Consider the following 982-nt stretch of genomic DNA (forward strand, 5'->3'; position numbering starts at 1 on the left):
AAAGGTCTATTCGTCGCTTCCGGCGGACAGCAAGGGTATCCGCACCTCTGTCCGTGGCTTGATGGATAGCCTGATGCCGGGCGCCGGGCAGTCCGCAGATGCGTTCGGCTCACTGCAGCTTGTCGATGTGGGTGGCCATCTCCAGTGGCAGAACGTCGGCTCTCCGGCCAGCGGCCAGGGCGGCGTCAATCAGGGTGCGCCGATCTCGAAGACGCTGACGCCGGGAGAAGCCACCGCGCCACAGCCGTATAACGACGCAGATGGCAAGCCGAAGATCGGCACGCGCGCGCAGGTGGCCCAGGCGAACGGGCAAGGTGGGTATGTGGATACTACCAATAAGCCCACTGTCCCGCTCGATGTGATGGGGAGTGGCCGCTATCCGGGCAGCCAGAACGATTTCTCGGGCGCAGGAACTGACGCGCAGTCGGCCGGCTTCTCCGCAGGGCCGCCCGCTGGCCAGCTTGAAGCACAGCGCGCGACTGCCGAGGTTGGCGCCAAAGGTGCGAATGCCCTTATGTCGGCCGCTGCCAGCCGGAATGACCGGCTCGGGATGCTTGGGAATCTGGCGACAGATCTGGATGGATTCACTAGCGGCCCCGGCCATGAAAAATGGCGCGCCTTGAAGGCATTCGCTGCCAATTGGGGGATGCCGATCGATACCAGCGACGTGGATTCAGCTCAATCCTTCAACAAGTGGGCCCAGCAACTCGCGAATGCCCAATCGCAAGCGCTCGGCAGTTCTGACGCTCGCCTATCAGCCGCCGAGCACGCGAACCCGAATAGCAGCCTCCAGAAGGAAACCAACCAACTGATGATCCATCAGTTGATGGGCAACGAGGATGCCATCAACGCCAAGGGGCAAGCGTGGCGTGCCTCTGGCCTGCCGGCTGCGCAATACCAGTCATGGGAACAGCAGTTCAGCCAGGGCTTCGACCCGCGCGCGTTCCAGATGCTGCGCATGACGCCGACCGAGCGAGAGAAA

At 63.0% G+C, this 982-nt stretch carries 1 protein-coding gene; it reads left to right on the forward strand.

Going from position 1 to position 982, the window contains the following annotated elements; all coding sequences use genetic code 11:
- The coding region (locus HLH36_RS19480; protein ID WP_182987927.1) for a hypothetical protein at positions 1-982 on the forward strand (982 nt) is incomplete at both ends.

This window comes from Gluconacetobacter aggeris (assembly GCF_014174395.1).
Lineage (GTDB): Bacteria > Pseudomonadota > Alphaproteobacteria > Acetobacterales > Acetobacteraceae > Gluconacetobacter > Gluconacetobacter aggeris.